This window comes from Colwellia sp. MB3u-4 (assembly GCF_014077065.1).
GTDB lineage: Bacteria > Pseudomonadota > Gammaproteobacteria > Enterobacterales > Alteromonadaceae > Cognaticolwellia.
Genome location: NZ_JACGVE010000011.1, coordinates 1 through 309 on the forward strand (window position 1 = coordinate 1; position 309 = coordinate 309).

Annotated in this window: 1 rRNA gene; it reads left to right on the forward strand. The window is 41.1% G+C overall.

Annotated elements, in window-relative coordinates:
- Positions 1 to 248 precede the first annotated feature (248 nt).
- Positions 249 to 309: ribosomal RNA gene (gene rrf / locus H4J61_RS00040) — 5S ribosomal RNA — on the forward strand; the annotation flags it as partial.

Below are 309 nucleotides of genomic sequence, written 5' to 3' on the forward strand. Positions count from 1 at the left end.
GTTGATAGGTTGGGTGTGTAAGGACTGCGAGGTCTTGAGCTAACCAATACTAATTACCCGTGAGGCTTAACCATACAACACCCAAGTGGTTTTAAGTTGTGTGTAGTTTGACATAGTAGTATTGCGTAGGAATATGCAACATCACGTACATGAGTGATGAATAAGAGAAACAAAGAACAAAAACGTATTTATAAAAAGTAGAGCAGCGATGCTTTATTGACACAGCTTTCAAGATTGTACCCTTTTTGTCTAGCGACAATAGCGACATGGCCCCACCTGATCCCATTCCGAACTCAGAAGTGAAACGTG